We start from the raw sequence: 20,147 nt of genomic DNA on the forward strand, positions 1-20,147 counted from the left end.
ATTTTATTACAGATTTCAATATTTATAATTTATTAAATTTGTTCAAATAACATTATGAATATTATTTATTACATGTTCATTTTTAAGTAAAAATATGTTATATCATTCATAATGTAGCAAATATGGCAGTGTCAAATATTAATGAAAATATATTTTAAAAAGAATTGTTATTTAATATAACTTACATAATATACTAACATGAGTACATTAGAAAAGATGAAAATCTTAACAGATTCTGCACAGTATGATCTTTGCGATTATGTCAGCCACAACAAAAGTTCGCAGGTAAATTTGCCTGGAATATATGAAGCAATCGGACATAACGGCTGTAAGATTCCACTTTTTAAAACACTCTTAACAAACAAATGTAAAAACGACTGTAAATATTGTATAAACCAGTCAAAAAGAAACTTCACAAGACTCGAGCTGTCACCGGAAGAGCTTGCAAAAGCTTTTCTTGGATATTACAATAGAGGTCTTGTAAACGGACTCTTTTTAAGTTCAGGTATTGCAGGTGATGTAGATGATACAATGGAAAAACAAATAGAAACTGTACATCTACTGAGAAACAAATACGGCTATGATGATTATATCCATCTTAAGGTTGTACCCGGAGCAAGCAAGGATTCAATTAGAAGGGCTATGGCACTTGCAAACAGGGTAAGCATCAATATAGAGGCCGCTACTCCGTCAGGTCTTGCAGAACTGTCATCTACTAAAGACTACAATAAGGATATACTGAAAAGATTGTCATGGATTAACAGTCTACAGCACAAAAGTACAACTTATCCAAATTCTACCCATACCACCCAGCTCATTGTCGGTGCAAACAATGAAAGTGACAAGGAAATATTGAGTAGAATGGAAAAAATATACAAAAAATCAGATTTGAAAAGAACATACTTTTCAGCATTCACACCAATTGAAGAGACTCAGCTTGAAAATAAAAATGCATGTTCTACAGACAGGACTGCAAAGCTATACAATGCAGATAGTCTGCTTAATGATTACCACTATAAGGTTAAAGAACTGGTGTTTGATGAAAATGACAAGCTGTCATTAGATGAAGACCCAAAAATTTTAGCTGCAAAGAACATGGACATATTTCCTGTAGAAATCAATAGCGCACCATTTATAGAATTGATTAGAGTTCCAGGTATCGGAACAAAATCAGCACATCAAATAATTTCTATTCGAAAAAAAAGACCATTTACCAATAAAGAACAGCTGCGAAAATTAGGTGTTGTAGTGGACAGGGCAGAACCGTATATAAAAATAGGTGGCCATTATCAAACTACATTTGATTTTTAGACTTTTTCGATAGTTTTACTTAAAATTAAATAATTTCATTTTATTAAATTTTACCTAAAATCAAGTAAAATAATAGAAAAAATATTTTTACAATATATTATTTTGAAATTATACTATCCATAATTTCAAGTGTAAAATAGAACGAAAATATATTAAAAAATTTTCAAATAAAAAAAATAGATTATATTAATAATCGTCAAACAGTTCCCATATTTCAGGGTATTTTTTAGATACGGCCTCATCAATTAATGTGGAAGCCTCTTTTGAAATACTGAATTCAGGTTCAGTTTTACGTAAATATCTAAATACAGCTGAAGATCTTGCAGACCATAATGTAATTCTTGGATTTTTATCGACAATTTGCTTAACTTCATCTACATGAGCAGGGTCTACTTGTATTTTTTGTGTAGATTGTACGCTGTCTTCACTGTCTTTATCGCCAGGTATGTCTTCGGGTGTGCTAGTCTCCTCTTCCACTTCTTCTTCTCGGACTTCATCTGGCTCCTCTTCTGGCTCTTCTTCACTTGAATCGGAAGCATCATTATCTCTTTTATCATTTTCCTCTGCCTCTATTTCTTCAAAAATGTTCTTTTTTTCTTCGCCAGATTTTTCATCTTCCTTAGGAGTTTCACCTTCCATGTCATTCAACATGTCTTCAAGAGATTGGGTAGAATTACTGTCAAAATCCTCATCATAAAAATCAGGAATTAATGAATCTAATCCTTTTCCAAGGCCCTTTCTTGGCATTATTCAGCCTCCTCATCTCTTTTCAGGATTTCTTTTGCTAATTTTAAATAAGCTTTTGTTCCAGTGCTGTCCGGATCGTAGATTAAACATGGTTTTCCATAACTTGGAGCTTCAGCTAACCTAATATTTCTTGGTATGATGGTTTTAAACAGCAAATTGCTTTCACTAAAGTAATTCTTAAGCTCTTTGTGAACGTCTTTGCTGAGTCTAGTCCTCTTATCATAGAGTGTGAGGAGAATTCCTTTGATTGGAGTCGGGCTTCTGAGTCTTTTTTCAACCAACTTGATAGTATTAATCAAATCAGCCACACCTTCTAAAGCGTAATACTCAGCTTGGATAGGTATTAAAACACTATCTGAAGCTACTAATGCATTGACAGTAAGTACGCCTAATGAAGGAGGTAAATCAATGAATATGTAGTCAAATAATGGAACGACATCTTTAAGAGTTTCCTTAAGGATAATGTGATAGTTTTCACGTTGGGAAAGCTCCATACTGGCACCACTTAGGGATATATTACTTGGGATAATAAACAAATTTTTAATAAACGTAGGAATTGTTGCTTTTTTTACACTTATATCCCCAATGATAGCTTCATAAATAGAATTTTCTACTTTAGTTTTATCGATACCAAAGCTAGTTGTCGCATTAGCCTGTGGATCCATATCTACAACTAAAACAGATTTTCCCATTACCGCTAGAGATGTTGCAGTATTTACAACTGTTGTTGTCTTACCGCAGCCACCTTTTTGATTCATCACCGCAATTACTTCACTCATTAGAATTCTCCTATTATAAGTTTTAAGTTATTCGTTATGATGTATAACTTAAAAAGTTTCAGGTTTAAAGAATAACAACTAAGTTATCCAGTATAAGTTAAAAGGATTAAGTTATTACTTTTAATTTAAAACTTAAAGGAAATAACTTCTAAGTCTAACTTCTAAGGGATAGGAATTAAGTTTTAAGTTAAAACTTCAAAGTTATAAAAAATAAGTTTTAAGAAATAACTTATCATAACTAACTTTTAACAAATAAGTTATATTTTATAACTTCTCCCTTATAAATTATTTGTTTTCACATATAACTTAACACTGTTACACTGAAAAGTTATTTGTAATAAGTTATAAGTTATAAGTAATTAAATTAAAAGTTTGAATGTGTAAGTTAGAAATTACACTTGAAACTATTTTAAATCAAGGAAAAATGCAAATAAACAGAGAATAAAAATAAAACAATTAGCAGAAAACAAAAATAATCAATCTGAAAGAAATTATGGTTGAAATTGAAATTTAAAAATTTATTAACAAATAGAATCAATGTAAATAATTTATAACTTATAAGTTATAACAAACAAAAAATAAAAAAAATAAAAGAAGGATTATTTAGCGTTAGGCATAGTGCCTTCGAAATAGCTAGCATATCCTTTCAAGTCCAACATTCCATGTCCTGAGAAGTTAAGAACAATAGTTTTTTCTTCGCCAGTCTCTTTACATTTGATAGCTTCATCAATTGCAACTTTAATAGCGTGAGTGGTTTCAGGAGCAGGAAGGACACCTTCATTACGAGCGAAAGTAATACCTGCTTCAAATACATCCCTTTGATGAGCAGATCTAGGTTCAATGTAGCCTTCTTTAGTTAAAAGAGATACTTGAGGTGACATACCGTGGTATCTTAATCCTCCAGCATGAACAGATGGAGCTACAAAGTCATGTCCTAAGGTGAACATCTTAAGCATTGGAGTAAATCCGCTTACATCACCAAAGTCATATTCATAACTTCCTTCAGTTAATGTAGGGCAGGCACTAGGCTCAACAGCAATAAACTGAGTATCTGAATTTCCATCAATCTTATCCTTGATGAATGGGAAGAGTGATCCAGCAAAGTTACTGCCTCCGCCGGCACATGCAATCATTACGTCAGGTTCCTCTTCAGCAATCTCCAATTGTGTCTTAAGTTCCTGACCGATAACAGTCTGGTGAAGCATTACATGATTCAAAACACTTCCTAATGTATATTTAACTTCATCATTGGCTAAAGCCTCCTCCATAGCTTCGGAAATAGCTACACCCAAAGAGCCTGGATGGTCTGGATTTTCTGCAAGAATTTTACGACCGATTTCTGTATTTTGACTAGGTGAAGCGTAAACATCGCCGTTATAGATGTTCATGATGTTCTTTCTGTCAGGCTTTTGGTTGAAGGAGACTTTAACCATGTAAACAGTACAGTCCAAATCCAATAAATTACATGCAAGAGATAGAGCGGTACCCCATTGTCCAGCACCGGTTTCAGTGGTTAATCTTTCGACACCTTCTTTTTTAGCAAAATAAGCTTGAGGTATAGCTGAATTCAACTTATGTGATCCGGTTGGTGAGGTGTCTTCCCTTTTATAATAGATTTTAGCTGGAGTGTTTAAGTATTCCTCCAATCTGGTAGCTCTAAACAAAGGGGAAGGCCTTCCCATCTGCATGTATAATTCCCTAACTTCATTTGGTATCTTGATATAGCGTTCTGTTGCAAATTCCTGCTCTAAACCGGCTTTGGTAAATGCTTTTTGCAAGGAAGCAATCTGATCTTTTCCTTCACTGTTTTTAGGCATTGGAAGTTCAACAGGCAAATCAGCATTAATATTATACCATTGTTTAGGCACTTCTTCTGATGATAATGTAATTTTGTAATTCATAATAATAAGTTGTATAATGTACTATTTAAAGCTTTGTTGTACAAAAATGTACTCTATAAGATATTAATAATATAAAAAACAAGTTAATTTTATGAGAATATTAGCTATTGATGTTGGAACAGGAACACAGGACATAATGATTTATGACACAGAAAAGGAGCTGGAAAACTCAATAAAACTTGTTTTGCCATCCCCCCACCTCTATATCTCACAGCAAATAAGGGAAATAGAAAACGACCTTTATTTCACAGGAGAGATAATGGGAGGAGGAAAAATAAAAAAATCCCTTTTGGAACATATGGAAAAGGGATACAAGGTAGTTATGGAGCCAACATGTGCAAGGACAATACGTGACAATCTTGAACAGGTGAAAGCATTGGGAATAGAGATAGCAGACGAATCCAAAGACTATAAGGATTATACAAAAATAACCCTAGGCGACATAAACATCACCAAGCTTTCCGAATTTTTATTGGGATATGACCTGGAATTTGATTTTGACAAGATAGCTGTTGCCGTTCAGGACCATGGATACAATGAAAACATGGGAGACAGGGACTTCCGATTTGAAAAAATCAGAGAAAAGCTTCCGGAACCAATATCACCACTTGAATTTGGATTCGATGGAGATGTGCCTGACTATTTCACAAGAATGAATGCCGTAAGAAGGCAGATTGAAAGCGAAGGAATTGAAGAGGTTCCACTGGTCATGGACACAAAATTTGCATCAATAGCCGGAATGTGTTTCGATAAAATAGCTAAAAAACTGAACAGTTACATTGTAATAGATATAGGAAACGGACATACAACAGCAGCATCAATAGAAAACGGAATGATACAGGGAGTATTCGAACATCACACTTCAAGTCTGACTGGCGAATCACTTGAAAGATATATCAAGCGCCTTGCATCAGGTGAAATAACCCACGAGGAAGTTCATGAAGACCATGGCCACGGTGCACATGTGCTAAATCCGATATCTGAAATAGAAAAGGTAATTGTAAGCGGACCTAAAAGAGAACTGATTGAAAAGACAAACCTGGACTGGCACCATGCAGCTCCCGGAGGAGATGTGATGATGACCGGAACAGTCGGTTTGATAAAAACTGCAATGGAAAGATAACATGATAAAGATGGACTCTCACATTCACAGTGAATACTCACCGGATTCATTTGCAAAAATCGATGACATCCTGAGATGTGCAAAAAGGGAAAACATTGATGTAATTGCAATAAGTGATCACAATACCGTTGATGGAACAAGTGAAGTTTTAAGAAAAACAAGGAACACAGATATACTTGCCATACCATCTATAGAGATTTCTTCAGCAGATGGCCATATTCTTGGTTTTGGGTGTGAGGAAAATATACCTAGGGACCTGACACCTGAAGATACAATAGACAGAATTCATGATTTAGGCGGTCTTGCAATAATACCACATCCATACTGTTTTTACAGGCATGGACTGCTTCACAAAACAGACTATAAAAACCTAAAGATCGATGCCATAGAAGTAAAAAATGCTAGATTCATTGCAGGATACTGTAACAACAAGGCAAAAAACTTATCAAAAAAAGAAAACATTCCGGGATTGGGTGCCAGTGACGCCCATTACTATGAATTTGTTGGTGACTGTTACAGTTTACTAGATTGTGAAAAAGATATTGAAAGCATCTTTAAAGCCATTAAAAAAGGTAAAATTGAGGCTCATGGAAAAGGGACTTCTAATATATTACTTTCAAAATATCTTTTTGAGAAAAATGTTTTGAAGAAATTTGATTAAAAAGAGTTATTCTCTCTTTTCAATTAAAATTTCTATTATAGAAACATTTGTTTTTTCGTTGTTATAATTTTCAATTTCTTCGGTTGAAATTTGAATATCAGTAACATCTGAATCTGGTACAAACCTATTTCTAACAATTTCTGCAGCATCAACTGCTCTACTGATAGCTTTTCCTCTAGCTCTGAGTAAAACACTATTTGAACCTTCGTTAAATTGTGTAACTACTGCTAAAACATAATTCATAACAGGTTTGCTACCTACAAATATTGTACTATTTTCCATATTAAACTCACCATATTAAAATTTAGTTATTAATGTATATAAAATTTTACATCAATAAGTGCTGAACGATTAAACAAGAACATTAAAAATACTGAATATTTTATAATAAACAAGTAAAATTGAATTAAAAAATTAAACTGATTTGAAAAATAATTAAAAAAATTATAAAAAATAAAAAATAATATAAAATTTTTTAAAAAAAAAATTAAAAAATATGTTATTGTGCCCTTTGTATCATCAATAATTTATTGATAGAATCAAGTACCGCCAATATACTTGCCATCACAATGTCCTGATTTGTAGACCTACCGGTGGACTTGTTACCCTGGGAGTCAGAACTGATAACGAAAACCTCAGCCAAAGCGTCAGTACCACCAGTAATAGCTTCAAGGTTATATTCTTCCAGTTCAACATCAATATTTCCCTGAATCAGTTTTCTTACAGCATTTAAAGCCGCATCAATAGGACCTACACCAGTGCTTGCTGTTTCACTTTCCTCGCCATCTATTTCAAGCTTGACTGTTGCGGTTGGTGAAACGTTAGCACCCATTGAAATGCTTAAGCCCTTGATAACGATAGGAGTTTCACGAGCTGAAGAAAGCTCTGTAATAGCGATAGCTACCAAATCATCATCAGTGACACATTTTCCGCTGTCACCCAAAGATTTTATTTCATCAAAAACCTTACAGAACTGATCCTCATCCAAATCAATATGATATTCCTTAAGCTTTGACTTTAATGCATTGGCCCCTGTGTGCTTTCCAAGTACGATACGTCTTGAATGTCCGACCATTTCAGGTGACATCGGCTCATATGTGGAGGAATTGTTTAATATTCCGTGAACGTGTATTCCTGATTCATGTGCAAAGGCGTTATCCCCTACAATAGGCTTGTTGACAGGCATCTTTACACCAGTAAAACGGCCAACCAAATTGGAAAGGCTGTATAACCTTGTAGTGTCAAGGCCAAGGTCAATTCCGTAAGCGACCTTAAGGGTGACCACCAGCTCCTCAAGAGAACAGTTACCTGTCCTCTCGCCCAAACCGTTGACTGTAACGTGAGCCTGATTAGCACCGCATTCTATGGCTGTAAGGGTATTTGCAGTTGCAAGTCCGAAATCATTGTGGAAGTGAACGCTTAAAGGAGTTTCAAAATTACTTTTCAAGTCTGTAATCAGCTCATGAGTTAAAATAGGTGTCAGGACACCAACAGTATCCGGAACATCAAGAAAATCTGTTCCCGCACTAACGACATTATTGAACACCTCAATTAGGAAATCCCTTTCAGTTCTTGTGGCGTCCTCTGCTGAAAATTCAACTGTAAGTCCATGGTCCTTTGCATATTCCACGGCGGTGACAGCAGTTTCGATAATTTTTTCCTTGTCCATCTTAAGCTTATAGTCACGATGCAATGGGGAAGTACCAATGAAGGTGTGAACATATTCCAAATCAGCATCCAAAACTGCGTCTATGTCACCTTTTAAAGAACGTGCCAAACCTACCAAAGTAGAGTCCAAATCTCTGGATTTTATTTTTCTGGCAGATTCAATTTCACCTTTTGATGAAGCCGGAAATCCGACCTCAATCTTATCCACGCCCAGGTTGTTGAGCTTTTGTGCAATCTGAATTTTTTCATCGACTGTCAGTGCAACACCTGGGGTCTGTTCACCGTCTCTTAGGGTTGTATCGAAAATATAAATCTTATCTGAAAGATTCATATCCTCTTTTTTTAGCAGTTCTATATTTTTAGTTGTCATTGTTTAATTTCCCTTATTGAATAATATATCATTTAAAATTTTAAGGTAAAAAAGATTTCATTTTTTACCTTTAAGTTTTTTAACCACCACAATAGCCAAAATGATAACAATCACTAAAACAGCGATTGAATAATACATCTGGGTTGAACCCGGAACCTCATGCTTGTCAATGTTCAATGAATACAGATAGCCTGCATCATCACCGAAAAACAGACTGTTTCCGTTTATTACAGGTGAGGATGTAATAGCTGAGTTAAACAGAACTGTACCAGGATTGTAGGTAAATTCCTCAAGTCCAGTGTATTTGTTTAAAACATAAAGGTTTCCGTTGTTTGATCCGAACACCACAAGATTTCCTTTTAAAGCGGCAGTTGTCTGTACCTTATCGCCAACGGAATGACTCCATTTGACTGTACCGTCACGAATGTCAAGGCAGGTCAGGTTACCCTCATCGGAACCTATATAAACGCTGTTGTCATGCTCGTCAACGGTCGGAGAGGAAATAACCTTGTTGTTAAGGTCCACTTTCCAGTTCAAATCCCCGTCTGATTCGTTCAGACAGTATATGTTGCCGTCAGTTGAACCGAAAATCACAGTATCGTTTACATAAGCCGGAGAGGATACTACTTCATCACCAGTTGTGAAATCCCAATTTGTCTCCTTGTCTGTGCCTACGCTGTACAGTTTACCGTTGGTAGAGCCTATATAGATTGAATCGTCCACAACAATAGGGGAAGACTTAAGCTCACCGTCCAGCTTCTTGTTTAATACAACTTTGCCGTCATCCTTGTCAAGACCGTAGAGGTGACCGTCGTCACTTCCGAAGTAGACAACATCATCATAGAAAAATGGGGTTGACTCGACGCTGTTGCATCTATAATCCCAAACTACATCATGGTTGTTGATGTTAATGGCTTTAATACCATCTTCATAACCAATGTATAGTCTGTTGGAGTTAATAATCGGTGAAGAGTTGGTTTTTCCCTCCAGGTCCAAATCCCATTCTTCCTCACCGGTTTCCATATCTATTGCCTTTAAGATTCCATCACCTGAAACAATATAAATATAGTCCTTATAGATTGCAGGAGATGAATGAATAGGAGATCCCATGCTAAAAGTCCAAAGATTTGTTACAAAATCAGAACCGTCACTCCTGTAAGCCGCATGGTCAACTCCACCTGCAAATGAATTCCAATCTTCAGCTGCAATTGGAGATAAACATAAAAGACATATTACAAACCCAATCAACAATTTTTTATACATTTTAAAAACCTCCTATACATCCCTATTAAATCGTTTTACTCCAATTATGAAGAACAATACGGTAAATCCGAGTAAAACTACTAAATCCAACCATACATCACCTAATGTCTGTCCTTTAAGCATTACTCCCCTCATAGCATCATTCAAATATGTCAATGGGAAAACATAAGCCAATTTCTGTAAAATCCAAGGCATAGTCTCAATCGGATAGAACACACCTGAAACAAACATCATAGGCATGGAAAAAGGCAGTGAAATCTGTGCGTAATCCTCCTGTGTGGCGGTTCTTGCTGAAAGCATGATTCCAAAACCGACAAAACACAACGCTCCGATTACCAAAACAATGAATGTCTGTAAAAAGCCACCCTTGATACTGACATTGAACAGCAACACTGCCATGAATATCAAAATCAGGGCCCTTACCAGTTCAATTAACAGTTTTGCGGCTATCTTACCACCAATTACTGTTGATACTGATGTCGGTGTCATGAATAATCTTGCAAGTTCACCGGTTTCCCTTTCACCTGCAATTGTAGCGCCCATACCCATCATACAGCTCATCATTATTGTCATTCCCAGAATTGCAGGAACCAAAAAGTCAATGTATTTTATGTTTCCATAGATTCTGTTGATGTGCAGGCTGATATCGTCCTTGAAATTGTCCAGGGAATGGCCCAGTGAAGGAGTAATATTCGCATCCTGAGTTGAAACGCTTGTCTGTGAAGCGGCCACCATATTGGACAGCCTGTAAAAGATTCCTTGGGTTGATGACTCAAGAATTTGAGAAGCCATCTGATCTGAAGAGTCCAGATACAGCGTTACGCCCTTCTGCTGTGACGAGTCATCATCATAATCCGAAGGCAGTATGATTGCCGCTTTAACTTCACCTGAATCAACTCTCGCCTTTGCATCGCTCAGGCTGTCCATGACCTCCACAACGTGATAGGTTTCAGTTGACTTGATGGTGTCAAGGGTCAAGTCAGTCAGGTCACCGTGGGACTGGGAAACAACAACAATAGGCAAATCTGTCATTTCTCCACCCATACCATATCCGAAAAGCAGAATCATAATAATTGGAAATGCCAAAATTGATATAAGTCTTCCAGGGTGTCTTTTTAAGCTGATCAGCTCTTTTTTAATCATCCACCAGAATTTTTTAGGCTCTATCATCTTCATTCACCTCTGAAGTTGATTTGATAAATACGTCCTCAAGGGAAGGCTCTTCAGTGTAAATTGACTTGATTATGCCTCCTGAAGAGATAATCTGGTTCAATACATTCTGAACCGCCATGTCATCAAAGCTGTCTACCCTTAAATTAATACGGCCATTACGGGCAACTTCAATGCTTTTTACATCTTCAGATTCCTTGATTGAATTGATAATGTCATCATTCTTATCTTTAAGAAGCACTGACATTCTCTTAAGGCTGAGGTTTTCAAGGTCTTCCCGAGTGGATGTTGATACCTCACTCTCATCTGAAATTTTGCCCAATGCCTCGGCTATTTCATGCTTATTGCTTTCAAGAAGGGCATCCTTAAGACCCTGCGGAGTGTCATATGCCACCAGATTGCCCGTATTTATGATTCCTACATTATCGCACAGCATGTCCACTTCATGCATGTCATGTGAACATAGAATTATTGTATGTCCATTGTCGTTCAGCTCTCTAATCAAATCCCAGAGCGTACGCTTAGTGGTTGGATCAAGCCCGATAGTAGGCTCATCCAAAAACAGGATGTCAGGCCTGTGAACCAGACTGGCCACCAGTGAAGCTTTTTGCTTTTGACCGCCTGATAGCTGTCCTACACGTTTGTCCTTTGCGTATTTAATGTCAACGAGTTCCATCAAATCCTCAATACGTGAATCCCTCTCATCGATAGGAACGCCATAATAGTCAGCACACAATTGGGAGTTTTCCATAACTGTCAAGTCCTTATACAAACTGACCTGCTGTGGAACCATTCCCAAAAGGTTTCTGACCTCATCAGGATTTTTCTGAACATCGTATCCACCAACTGTAGCTTTTCCGGAAGTGGGCTGAATCAGGCATGTAAGCATCTTGATTGTTGTGGTTTTGCCCGCTCCGTTCGGACCCAGCATTCCAAAAATGGTTTTATCCGGAATTTCTAAGTTAAGAGAATTAACAGCCCTGAAGTTGTTGTTGTAAACCTTTGTGAGGTTTTCAGTTTCTATTGCATTTTTCATTGTTAAACCTCTTTCCAGTCATTTCTTCAAAAAAGGCCATCCAGGAAGGATTTTTTAGAATGATATTAAAGTGATTTTGAATATTTTCCAAAAACAGCTCACCTTCCCTTGTTATTGAATAAAACTTAACCCTTTTGTTATTTTCGTTTATCTTCCATTCACCAACGATAAACCCTCTTTTCTCCATCTTTGAGAGAATCGGATATATCTTGCTTGAATTAATATTGATTTCACATTTCGAATCCTCAAAGTTAAAAAAGTCGTTTAGCTTTTTCATGAGACCATACCCATGAATGTCCTCCTTTGAAATAATCCATAAAATCAGGTTATGGATTATTCCGTTTGAGAAGTTCTTAAAGACCTTCTTGTGTGATTCGCTAAATTCTTTATCTGTCATAATTCACCATATGTCAAATTTTGATATATGTTAACATTTATTATATTGACAGTGCTTATATATAAATATGAAATTAGGTTTTACAACACTGGCCTTATTCATGGAACCGACTCAGGACATCATAAATCTGGCAAAAAAACATGATTTTGAAATCATAGAAATACTGGCAGAAGACCCGTTATACGAAAAGGACAACACTCCATTTATTGACTGCGGATTGGACATTAGGATGCATGCGGCAACAGTAGATATCAATATCGCAAGTATCAACAAGGGAATCAGAGCTGAAAGCGTGCGTCAAATGATTCACTGCGGACAGTACGCTGAAAAAATAGGAGCTAAAACAATAACCGTTCATCCAGGAATTATTGGAAGAAACGAACCTCATCTCAGAAAATGGGCCCTTGAAATGTCAATTGAAAGTGTTGGAGAGATTATGGACAACACCAATGTTGAAATTTCCGTTGAAAACATGCCTGTAAGGGGCAAATTCCTGGGAAATACCGTTGAAGAAATCGAAATGATTCAGGAAGCTACCGGATGTTCCCTGACAATTGATACAGGTCACGGAAACACATGCGGAAACCTGGAGGAAATGCTGTCCCTAAAAAACATCAGCTATTGTCATTTGAATGATAACGATGGAGTTAAAGACCAGCACATTGCTTTAGGTGAAGGTACACTGGACCTGAATCTGCTCAAAAAGATTGATACTGCAATTATAGAGCTAAATAACTTTGACAATATCCTAAAAAGCAAGGAAGTCATCGATAATCTATAATTGATTATTATTTTTTTATAAGTTATTAGTTATAAGTTATAACTTATAAGTTATATGTTTTAAAAAAATAAAATTAGAAATCAATCATAGTGACTTCAAAAATGTCTTCGATAATGTAATCGGTCTTGTCCATCATTTTAGGAGACACTTCTTCCTGCTGCTCTATTGTAAGAACACTGACATCCGCTTTTTTAAATGCCAAAATGTCATTGAGACCGTCACCGACCATCATGACCTTGTAGCCTCCTTCCTTAAGTATTGACACCACTTCACATTTTCCACGGGTGGAAACCGTTCCGTAGGCATTGTCTTCTGGAACATCAAGCATATTGGCCAGTCTGTTAATTGCACCCTTTCTGTCTCCGGACGCTATGAATATCTCAATACCGCGAGACTTCAATATCTCAACTGTTTCAAAAACCTTAGGGAAGAACTTGCCTGCGGATGTGATTGTATAGGCTACAACGCCCAGATCCATATCCACAATCAAGGCTGAACCGTTGCACAGCTCCATGTGTGGAATCTTTTCGCTTAAAATATCAAACCCGTCGGTTATATCTGAGATTGTTGAAGAGGTTTCACTGTCTAGAATTTCCTTAACCTCAGCCTTTGAAACCTGCTTTGTGGAAAAGCTAATGTCAAAATCAATGCCATATTCCTTAATGACATCGGAAATTAAAGTGTCCGGATCTAATTTCAATAACTTTTTAGTGTTGAATTGAAGTACAACCAAAGCCAAGGCGTCAGCCTGGTCAATCAAATCAAGTGAATTAATATCAGTGAATATGTTTCCATTTATGACATCCTTAATAACCCTGTATCTTTCAATCAATGTTCCTGAGTTATCGAATACAACAGCTTTTTTCATAATATCAACTAATTTTTCTCATTCCTTTAGGAATGTAAAAGAATTTCTACAACATAATAGTAAATTTAACTTTGAAAATTTTAATTATTAAACATGGTAAATAGCTACCTTAAAATTTTTTTATATAATCCCTATACATTAAATTTTTCGATTTGAAATTAAATTTCCATAAATCTTCCTATTTTTTCTAAAAGATGTGAAAATAAACCAAAACACTTAAATAAAATGTAAAAATGACAACAATTTTACAAAGTGGCTTCAACAAGCTTTAAATAAAAAATTAACTAATATACAATTTGCAAAAACCTTCTAAAAATATAAAAATACGAGATAGACAATGAATCCAATTACACATTTGATATCTCAAGTCATATTAATCCAAAGGGAGGTGAAGATATGGAATTAATTACATTCCTGTTAGTGACATATTGCTTCAATATCTTGAAGTTACTAATGATTGCTTGAAAATTGTAATAATTTAACTTCACCTCAAAAAAGCAGTTAATCAAAATCAATATCACAAATTGAAAAATCCCTATTTTCAATTAGGCTTTTGCGTGATGAACACTAATTAACTGCTTTTTTTAAAAAATAATTAAATTTAAATATGACATTTTTTATAAATAATACCAAGAGATTTCAAATCTCATACGGATTAATATGACTAATTTAATGTCTAACGGGATATTGCAAAGTAAATATTTCTTTGCAATAAGACATTAAATTTAAAAAACTATTATTGATATACTTTTTTCTTTTTAAACTCTTTAAATTCTATTTCTTGAAATAATTATTGAAAGCATGTTTTATTAATTATATTAAAGATAAAATCTATTTTTAAAATCAAACCATCCAAATATTGAAAATCTCATTTTTAAATTTACAACAAACCCTTAAAAAAAACAACTTTATAAACCTTAAAAAACAAAATAATAATATTATAATTTACGATTATTAGGTGTTTTAATGAACGTTATTGAAAAGTTAAACTCCATTAAAAGTGGAGAAATGACAGCTAAAGAAAATGTAGAAAGCTTCATTAAAGTTATAGATGAAAATAACGAAGAAATTAATGCATTCATTGAATTAAACTATGAAAATGCATTAAAACAAGCAGAAGCTATTGATGAAAAGATCGCTAACGGCGAAGATGTTGGTGCTTTAGCTGGTTTAGTATTCGGTATAAAAGCAAATATTAATGTTGAAGATATGATTATTTCTGCAGCTTCCAAAACCCTGGAAGATTACTATGGAAGCTACAATGCAACTGTTGTAAATGAAATTCTTGCTGAAGACGGAATAATCATCGGTATTTTGAATATGGATGAATTTGCAGCAGGAAGTTCAACTGAAACTTCATACTACGGACCTACCCAAAACCCAGCCGCTATGGGAAGAATTCCTGGCGGTTCAAGTGGAGGATGTGCAGCGGCTATCGCAGCTGAAATGTGTGACATCTCAATAGGTTCAGATACAGGAGGATCAATCAGAAACCCTGCTTCACACTGTGGCGTTTTAGGATTCAAACCAACTTACGGTGCTGTTTCAAGACAAGGTCTTTTGGACTTGTCCATGAGTTTGGATCAAATCGGACCGTTAGCAAATGATGTCAGCGGTATTGCACTTGCATTGAACACCATTGCAAAATACGATGAAACCGAATGTACCACACTTGACTGGGAAAAACCTGACTTTACAGAAGTATTGGATGAAACTTCCCTGGAAGGAATGAAAATAGCTGTATGCAGTGAATTCATTGACGTTACTGACGAAGAAATCAACAAAACCGTCAATAAAGCTATTCAAAAATTGGTTGATGCAGGCGCTGAGCTTGTTGAAGTCAGCTTTGACTACATCGACTTATGTTTACCTACCTACTACCTAATCAACTATGTGGAATTCTTCTCCGCTACCAGAAAATACGATGGAAGAGACTACGGATCAAGAATTGAAGAAGTGTGCGGAGACGAAGTTTTAAGAAGAATCAAAATCGGTTCCCACATTGCAGAAGCTGAATTCAGCGGTAAATACTACAAGCAAGCTTTAAAAGCAAGGTCAGTTATCAGAGGGGAAATAACTGCAATGCTTGAAAACGTTGATTTGATTGTAGGACCAACAGTGCCTAAACTTCCTCACGAAATTGGAACTGAATTGGAACCAATGGAAATGTATGCTTACGATATTTTAACAGTAATTGCTAACTTGGCTGGAATTCCGGCTGCAAGCATACCTGCAGGTGAAGTTGACGGCATTCCTGTAGGATTACAGATTCAAGCTAAACCTTTAGATGATGAAAAAATCATCAAAGCAATGAGTGTTTTTGAAAACACTCAATAATTTCTTTTTTTTACAAACTTTTTTACACTTGAAATTTACCTCTAAAATATATACCAAAAAAATACAATAGATTATCAAGAGAGGTTATTGATATGATTAAAATAGGACTTGCTTACTTAAATGGTGCAGTTCCAGGATTTGAAGATTTTGGAAACCTGCCAACAGATATTGTAAAGGAAAATGGTCTTGTTAATGGAAACAAAGCAAGTGAAGAACTTGATGCACTAATCATTCCGGGCGGAACACTTATAGAATCCAATGACATTAACATGGGATTGAACAGAGAAATCAAAAAGATGGCCCGTGACGGAAAACCAATTATCGGAATATGCGCAGGATTTCAGTTATTATCCAATCAAATCGACATCGGCAGAAAATCACCAGTGCCAATTGTAAAGGAAGGACTGGGCCTTATCGACGTTAATTTTTCACCGCTGATTACAAGCGACCGTGTTAAGGCAAAAGTATTTAATAACTCCTTTTTGGTGAAAAACCAGACAGAGGATGTCGACGGTTTTCATACACACACTTACGGAAAGGTGGAAGGTGACGCAAAACCGCTTTTCTACTCAAAAGTCCAGAGAATGAATTACGGAGACACCAACGAGAAAGGCGATTACAACATCTTTTCCGGTGCATGCAATGATGACGGAAATGTCATCGGTACAATGATACATGGGATATTGGATGAAAACCCGATTATCGTAGAAAACCTGAAAGAACAAATAGATATACATGACCTCGATGAAATTTACAATAGAAATTTAGAAGTAAAAAAATATTTACAAAGCGAAGTAGGAATCAATACAGGCATTAAGATACCTGCAGTTAAATCACTCAAGAAACCAAAATACTTGATGATTGGAAGCAATGGGTCCGACTCCGGGAAAACTTTCATACTGACAGGACTTGCAGGTGCAATCAGAAAAAGAGGTTACAAGGTTGCACTGCTGAAAGTGGGTCCGGATGTACGTGACATCATACCTGGACTTTACTTGACAAAAGGAAAAATGGAAGACTTTGCATCCATCAAAATCGGACACCTCGGATGGTGCGACATAGAATCTACAGTCGCGAAACTCAACTCATCAGACTACGACATAGTGCTTATTGAAGGTGTAATGAGCGTATTCACCGGCCTTTTAAATGAAAAGGTACCGTTCTCAGCAGCTGAAATAGCAATGTCATCAAACATTCCTATGATACTTGCCTCAGGAGTAAACAAGGGCGGTATCGAATCAGCGGCATTTGATCTGGTCTCCCATGCAAACATGCTTGAGAAATTCGGCGTTGACGTTAGGGCAATTCTTCTAAACAAGGTGTACAACGACGATATATTCGACAATGTGGTTCCATATATTCAAAACAACACCAATGTCGAAAAAGTCTTGAAAATACCTAAATTGAAGAATGCCGACATGAGAGGGTTCATTCCTGAAGTTGAAATCAGATACGAACTGTTCACATCATATGCCATGGAACTGATTGAAAACAATTTGGACATTGATGAAATTATCGGCATGGCCCGTGAGGTTGAATTCAATAAAATCTATTCATTTGATGAAATAAAAAGCAAGGTGATATAATGGCTCTTAACTTAAGTCCTGAAAAAGGCGTTAAACTTACAAAAAAGGATAGGGCTCATGTTCTAAAGAAAATCAAACAGGGATGGAAAGCAACCTGCCTAATTCCAGATTACATCTTTGACGATAACGGCAACGTTCAAATCGGACTTGAAAAAAACCGCCGAATAGTGAGGGTAGTTAAAATCCTGGATGACGGAATACACATAGAAAAGGCGCTTAAAACAAAAACACTAAGAATCAAATGGGAAAAAATAGCTTCAATAAACTCTTCAAAAGAAGTGAAAGATGGTTTAGAAATACAAATGCGTGACGGCAGATATGTTACCTTCAGCATTTATAATTCCTATAAAATAAAACAAAATACTGAATTCATTGCTAATTATATAGCGCAAAAGTCAAATGAGAGGAATTGATTATTCCTCTAAATATTTATTAATGATGTCTTCACCTTTAAGCAAGATGAGACCGTTTTCTTCTGCGTATTTGCGAACCTTTTCAAGAGAAGTAGCCTGTCCGGTTTCACCGTCCATCATTTCACAAACTACACATACAGGAGTGACACCAGCCATCTCACATAATGCAAGACCTATTTCTGTGTGTCCCTGTCTATTTTTAACAAGCCCGTCAGCTCCTCTTAAAAGACATACGTGACCAGGGGATCTGAATGTTGCTCCAAATTCGTCAAATCTTTCTTCTTTCATCATAAGAGCAGATTCGCTGATAGTCATTGCTCTGTCATGGTCTGTTACACCAGTGAAAGATTTTCTGTGATTTACCCAAATTGAAAATGAAGACCTTTCATCGTATGGAATGTCATTTGGTGCAAGTTCAGCAAGTTCCGGATATTTTTCGGTAGCAGCTTGCATAATGTCAACCATAAACGGCAAATGAATTGCTTCACAATAATCAGGATGTAAACAATTGCAGATTAATCCGCCTGCATCATTTCTCATGGTTGCAATTGATTTAGGGGTTACAAACTCGGAAGCGATGATCATGTCGACTTCCCCTTCCCTTTCATCATTATCGAAAACTAGAACGAATTCACCATTTCTAATAGCTTCTAAAGCTTTATCTAAGTTAGTTTCTTGATTCATAGTAACATCTCCATTTGTACTAGAACCAGGGCCAAAAATAATTACAATTTTATTTCTTCTCTTCCATCCGGACTGTTACCGTCGGTTTTGGAATCTCACCAAATCAACACAAATTTGTGCTCGTGGACTTATTTTAAAAAAATCACCACCGGTAGGGAATTTCACCTCACCCTGAGAACGTATTATCAAATATATAAATCATATATAAAATACTTTGTGGTAAAAAATTAAAAATAGAAATCGAGTGAAAAATTAAATTCACTCTTTATTGATTACAACATCAAAAATCAAAGCCACAATACCGGCCACAATAGCCCCTATAATAGCTAAAGAAAAATCAACTTTAAATGGGAACAGCGCCGCCACATTTGGAGCTAAAATATGCGGAGCAATAAAACCGGATAAAACTAAAGCTATGAAACCTGCTATAAAACCGACAATCAATGCAGAGTCAATATTCTGGTCAATATAACCTGCTATAATAGCCGCAATAACCATTCCAATGACAAAACTATATACTCCCACATTTAAAAATGCTAGTATAAAACCAATGACAAGTGCAATAATTGCCACAATTATTGAATTAATTGCAATCTTTTGAAAATCATAATCCATTTTTAATCACGATATCATAATATTTATTAAAAAATATATAAATGTAATTAAAATTGGACATTAACAGTGTCGCCGTCATCAAGACCCAGTTCATCCCTTAACCTGCATTCGCTGATAAATTCCAGGTAATTTTCTTCGTGTGTAGTTTTTGCAGGAAAAACAATTGCGCCCTTAATTTTGTCATTCAAAACAGCTTCAATAAATTTTACGGCACCGAATTTAGCGTCAGGCTTGATTAGATTTTCACATTCATCCTTGATTTTATTGATCTCATCCAAATGCTGTTCGCCGACAACTATGTTCAATGTGCCGGGATATGGGACAAATCCCAAATTTTTCTCAAATTCCTTAGTGTAAAAATCCTGTGACAGGAAAAATGCAGCCTTTCCCAAACCGGTTGTAACTTCACCATCAATATTCATTAAAAACCCTCTATT

Annotated in this window: 20 protein-coding genes and 1 riboswitch; of the genes, 7 read left to right on the plus strand and 13 right to left on the minus strand. The window is 35.9% G+C overall.

Annotated elements, in window-relative coordinates:
* The first annotated feature begins 198 nt into the window (after window positions 1–198).
* On the plus strand, window positions 199–1,311 hold the full coding sequence (locus ACKI30_RS07250; protein ID WP_407411195.1) for a radical SAM protein: 1,113 nt from the start codon (window positions 199–201) through the stop codon (window positions 1,309–1,311).
* 186 nt (window positions 1,312–1,497) lie between these two features.
* On the opposite strand, the gene ACKI30_RS07255 is transcribed toward ACKI30_RS07250, so the two are convergent.
* From ACKI30_RS07255 to ACKI30_RS07265, 3 genes are all read right to left on the minus strand, one after another.
* On the minus strand, window positions 1,498–2,058 hold the full coding sequence (locus tag ACKI30_RS07255; RefSeq protein WP_407411197.1) for an AAA family ATPase: 561 nt from the start codon (window positions 2,056–2,058) through the stop codon (window positions 1,498–1,500).
* Window positions 2,058–2,837: a ParA family protein gene (locus ACKI30_RS07260; RefSeq protein WP_292738808.1), complete on the minus strand. Its 780-nt coding sequence runs from the start codon at window positions 2,835–2,837 to the stop codon at window positions 2,058–2,060. The genes ACKI30_RS07255 and ACKI30_RS07260 overlap by 1 nt, the downstream gene beginning before the upstream one ends.
* 599 nt (window positions 2,838–3,436) lie before the next feature.
* Complete coding sequence (locus tag ACKI30_RS07265) at window positions 3,437–4,738, minus strand: TrpB-like pyridoxal phosphate-dependent enzyme (protein WP_292738806.1); 1,302 nt, start codon at window positions 4,736–4,738, stop codon at window positions 3,437–3,439.
* Between the two features lie 91 nt (window positions 4,739–4,829).
* Here ACKI30_RS07265 and ACKI30_RS07270 point away from each other — a divergent pair, with 91 nt between their 5' ends.
* Together ACKI30_RS07270 and ACKI30_RS07275 are read left to right on the plus strand one after the other, a co-directional pair.
* Complete coding sequence (locus ACKI30_RS07270) at window positions 4,830–5,861, plus strand: DUF1786 domain-containing protein (protein WP_407411200.1); 1,032 nt, start codon at window positions 4,830–4,832, stop codon at window positions 5,859–5,861.
* Between the two features lies 1 nt (window position 5,862).
* The gene (locus ACKI30_RS07275; RefSeq protein ID WP_407411202.1) at window positions 5,863–6,522 is read left to right on the plus strand and encodes a CehA/McbA family metallohydrolase; all 660 of its coding nucleotides are present in this window, start codon (window positions 5,863–5,865) and stop codon (window positions 6,520–6,522) included.
* Between the two features lie 6 nt (window positions 6,523–6,528).
* Here the strand turns inward: ACKI30_RS07275 and albA are convergent, their stop codons facing one another.
* The 6 genes from albA to ACKI30_RS07305 all read right to left on the minus strand — a co-directional run bounded on the left by albA (window position 6,529) and on the right by ACKI30_RS07305 (window position 12,426).
* Entirely contained in the window at window positions 6,529–6,804 is a 276-nt protein-coding gene (gene albA / locus ACKI30_RS07280) for a DNA-binding protein Alba (RefSeq protein WP_292738780.1), read from the minus strand.
* Between the two features lie 217 nt (window positions 6,805–7,021).
* Complete coding sequence (locus ACKI30_RS07285) at window positions 7,022–8,560, minus strand: 2-isopropylmalate synthase (RefSeq protein WP_407411205.1); 1,539 nt, start codon at window positions 8,558–8,560, stop codon at window positions 7,022–7,024.
* Window positions 8,561–8,617: 57 nt separating this feature from the next.
* Window positions 8,618–9,823 (minus strand): PQQ-binding-like beta-propeller repeat protein, encoded by a 1,206-nt coding sequence (locus tag ACKI30_RS07290; RefSeq protein WP_407411207.1) that lies wholly within the window; start codon window positions 9,821–9,823, stop codon window positions 8,618–8,620.
* Window positions 9,824–9,835: 12 nt separating this feature from the next.
* Entirely contained in the window at window positions 9,836–10,993 is a 1,158-nt protein-coding gene (locus ACKI30_RS07295) for an ABC transporter permease (protein WP_407411209.1), read from the minus strand.
* Entirely contained in the window at window positions 10,980–12,029 is a 1,050-nt protein-coding gene (locus ACKI30_RS07300) for an ATP-binding cassette domain-containing protein (RefSeq protein WP_407411211.1), read from the minus strand. Before ACKI30_RS07300 ends, ACKI30_RS07295 begins: the two co-directional genes overlap by 14 nt.
* On the minus strand, window positions 12,007–12,426 hold the full coding sequence (locus ACKI30_RS07305) for a PadR family transcriptional regulator (protein ID WP_407411213.1): 420 nt from the start codon (window positions 12,424–12,426) through the stop codon (window positions 12,007–12,009). Before ACKI30_RS07305 ends, ACKI30_RS07300 begins: the two co-directional genes overlap by 23 nt.
* Window positions 12,427–12,493: 67 nt before the next feature.
* On the opposite strand from ACKI30_RS07305, the gene ACKI30_RS07310 reads away from it, so the two are divergent.
* Complete coding sequence (locus ACKI30_RS07310; RefSeq protein WP_407411215.1) at window positions 12,494–13,207, plus strand: sugar phosphate isomerase/epimerase family protein; 714 nt, start codon at window positions 12,494–12,496, stop codon at window positions 13,205–13,207.
* A 73-nt stretch (window positions 13,208–13,280) separates the two neighbouring features.
* On the opposite strand, the gene ACKI30_RS07315 is transcribed toward ACKI30_RS07310, so the two are convergent.
* A complete protein-coding gene (locus ACKI30_RS07315) occupies window positions 13,281–14,075 on the minus strand; it encodes an HAD family hydrolase (protein WP_407411217.1) in 795 nt (264 codons plus the stop codon).
* A 966-nt stretch (window positions 14,076–15,041) separates the two neighbouring features.
* Between ACKI30_RS07315 and gatA the strand changes: the two genes are divergently transcribed.
* The 3 genes from gatA to ACKI30_RS07330 all read left to right on the plus strand — a co-directional run bounded on the left by gatA (window position 15,042) and on the right by ACKI30_RS07330 (window position 18,411).
* Window positions 15,042–16,412 carry an Asp-tRNA(Asn)/Glu-tRNA(Gln) amidotransferase subunit GatA gene (gene gatA, locus ACKI30_RS07320; RefSeq protein WP_330008720.1) on the plus strand — a complete coding sequence of 457 codons (1,371 nt, stop codon included), beginning with the start codon at window positions 15,042–15,044 and terminating at the stop codon, window positions 16,410–16,412.
* A 92-nt stretch (window positions 16,413–16,504) separates the two neighbouring features.
* A complete protein-coding gene (locus ACKI30_RS07325) occupies window positions 16,505–17,998 on the plus strand; it encodes a glutamine amidotransferase-related protein (protein WP_407411220.1) in 1,494 nt (497 codons plus the stop codon).
* Window positions 17,998–18,411, plus strand: coding sequence for a hypothetical protein (locus ACKI30_RS07330; protein WP_407411222.1), 414 nt, complete (start codon window positions 17,998–18,000; stop codon window positions 18,409–18,411). Before ACKI30_RS07325 ends, ACKI30_RS07330 begins: the two co-directional genes overlap by 1 nt.
* On the opposite strand, the gene ribB is transcribed toward ACKI30_RS07330, so the two are convergent.
* The 3 genes from ribB to ACKI30_RS07345 all read right to left on the minus strand — a co-directional run bounded on the left by ribB (window position 18,412) and on the right by ACKI30_RS07345 (window position 20,132).
* Window positions 18,412–19,095, minus strand: coding sequence for a 3,4-dihydroxy-2-butanone-4-phosphate synthase (ribB, locus tag ACKI30_RS07335; protein ID WP_407411224.1), 684 nt, complete (start codon window positions 19,093–19,095; stop codon window positions 18,412–18,414).
* A gap of 51 nt (window positions 19,096–19,146) precedes the next feature.
* Window positions 19,147–19,278, minus strand: a riboswitch (FMN riboswitch).
* Window positions 19,279–19,353: 75 nt separating this feature from the next.
* Window positions 19,354–19,710 carry a hypothetical protein gene (locus ACKI30_RS07340; protein ID WP_407411226.1) on the minus strand — a complete coding sequence of 119 codons (357 nt, stop codon included), beginning with the start codon at window positions 19,708–19,710 and terminating at the stop codon, window positions 19,354–19,356.
* Between the two features lie 47 nt (window positions 19,711–19,757).
* Window positions 19,758–20,132, minus strand: coding sequence for a DUF120 domain-containing protein (locus ACKI30_RS07345; RefSeq protein WP_407411228.1), 375 nt, complete (start codon window positions 20,130–20,132; stop codon window positions 19,758–19,760).
* Window positions 20,133–20,147: the final 15 nt, after the last annotated feature.

Origin of the sequence: Methanobrevibacter sp. (assembly GCF_045539575.1) — an archaeon.
Taxonomy (GTDB): domain Archaea; phylum Methanobacteriota; class Methanobacteria; order Methanobacteriales; family Methanobacteriaceae; genus Methanocatella.

What these genes read in the sequence shown, in the direction of transcription:
- ACKI30_RS07290 (WP_407411207.1), bottom strand. Translation starts at nt 9,823, where the DNA reads ATGTATAAAAAATTGTTGATTGGGTTTGTAATATGTCTTTTATGTTTA.
- ACKI30_RS07250 (WP_407411195.1), top strand. Translation starts at nt 199, where the DNA reads ATGAGTACATTAGAAAAGATGAAAATCTTAACAGATTCTGCACAGTAT.
- gatA (WP_330008720.1), top strand. Translation starts at nt 15,042, where the DNA reads ATGAACGTTATTGAAAAGTTAAACTCCATTAAAAGTGGAGAAATGACA.
- ACKI30_RS07270 (WP_407411200.1), top strand. Translation starts at nt 4,830, where the DNA reads ATGAGAATATTAGCTATTGATGTTGGAACAGGAACACAGGACATAATG.
- ACKI30_RS07340 (WP_407411226.1), bottom strand. Translation starts at nt 19,710, where the DNA reads ATGGATTATGATTTTCAAAAGATTGCAATTAATTCAATAATTGTGGCA.
- ACKI30_RS07275 (WP_407411202.1), top strand. Translation starts at nt 5,863, where the DNA reads ATGATAAAGATGGACTCTCACATTCACAGTGAATACTCACCGGATTCA.
- ACKI30_RS07325 (WP_407411220.1), top strand. Translation starts at nt 16,505, where the DNA reads ATGATTAAAATAGGACTTGCTTACTTAAATGGTGCAGTTCCAGGATTT.
- ACKI30_RS07300 (WP_407411211.1), bottom strand. Translation starts at nt 12,029, where the DNA reads ATGAAAAATGCAATAGAAACTGAAAACCTCACAAAGGTTTACAACAAC.
- ACKI30_RS07260 (WP_292738808.1), bottom strand. Translation starts at nt 2,837, where the DNA reads ATGAGTGAAGTAATTGCGGTGATGAATCAAAAAGGTGGCTGCGGTAAG.
- ACKI30_RS07265 (WP_292738806.1), bottom strand. Translation starts at nt 4,738, where the DNA reads ATGAATTACAAAATTACATTATCATCAGAAGAAGTGCCTAAACAATGG.
- ACKI30_RS07345 (WP_407411228.1), bottom strand. Translation starts at nt 20,132, where the DNA reads ATGAATATTGATGGTGAAGTTACAACCGGTTTGGGAAAGGCTGCATTT.
- ACKI30_RS07330 (WP_407411222.1), top strand. Translation starts at nt 17,998, where the DNA reads ATGGCTCTTAACTTAAGTCCTGAAAAAGGCGTTAAACTTACAAAAAAG.
- ribB (WP_407411224.1), bottom strand. Translation starts at nt 19,095, where the DNA reads ATGAATCAAGAAACTAACTTAGATAAAGCTTTAGAAGCTATTAGAAAT.
- ACKI30_RS07310 (WP_407411215.1), top strand. Translation starts at nt 12,494, where the DNA reads ATGAAATTAGGTTTTACAACACTGGCCTTATTCATGGAACCGACTCAG.
- ACKI30_RS07315 (WP_407411217.1), bottom strand. Translation starts at nt 14,075, where the DNA reads ATGAAAAAAGCTGTTGTATTCGATAACTCAGGAACATTGATTGAAAGA.
- ACKI30_RS07295 (WP_407411209.1), bottom strand. Translation starts at nt 10,993, where the DNA reads ATGATAGAGCCTAAAAAATTCTGGTGGATGATTAAAAAAGAGCTGATC.
- ACKI30_RS07285 (WP_407411205.1), bottom strand. Translation starts at nt 8,560, where the DNA reads ATGACAACTAAAAATATAGAACTGCTAAAAAAAGAGGATATGAATCTT.
- albA (WP_292738780.1), bottom strand. Translation starts at nt 6,804, where the DNA reads ATGGAAAATAGTACAATATTTGTAGGTAGCAAACCTGTTATGAATTAT.
- ACKI30_RS07255 (WP_407411197.1), bottom strand. Translation starts at nt 2,058, where the DNA reads ATGCCAAGAAAGGGCCTTGGAAAAGGATTAGATTCATTAATTCCTGAT.
- ACKI30_RS07305 (WP_407411213.1), bottom strand. Translation starts at nt 12,426, where the DNA reads ATGACAGATAAAGAATTTAGCGAATCACACAAGAAGGTCTTTAAGAAC.